General features: G+C 65.4%; 1 protein-coding gene. It reads right to left on the reverse strand.

Annotation, left to right across the window (positions count from 1 at the left end; all coding sequences use genetic code 11):
* On the reverse strand, nt 1-272 hold a 272-nt coding region (locus tag SM755_RS23655), incomplete at both ends, for a PAS domain S-box protein (protein WP_323174836.1).

Genomic DNA, 272 nt, shown 5'->3' on the forward strand with positions numbered 1-272 from the left:
GGTGGAGACGTGCGCGCCGAGCAGATCCGCCCGTCCGTAGCCGACCATCGCGAGAAACGGGTCGTTGACGAGCAGGAACGCGCCGGTCTCGTCCAGCACGCACACCCGGTCTTGGACCGTTTCGAATATCTGCTCGTATCGTTCGAGTTCCCGCTCGCGCTCGCGGAGTAGTTCGACCCGCTGCGCTCGTTCGAGTGCGACCTCCACGTTGGCGGCGAACAACTGCGCGAAGTCGATGTCGTGGTCGGCGAACTCCCGTCGCTCGGTCGACG

It is taken from the genome of Natrialba sp. PRR66 (genome assembly GCF_034808065.1).
Lineage (GTDB): Archaea > Halobacteriota > Halobacteria > Halobacteriales > Natrialbaceae > Natrialba > Natrialba aegyptia.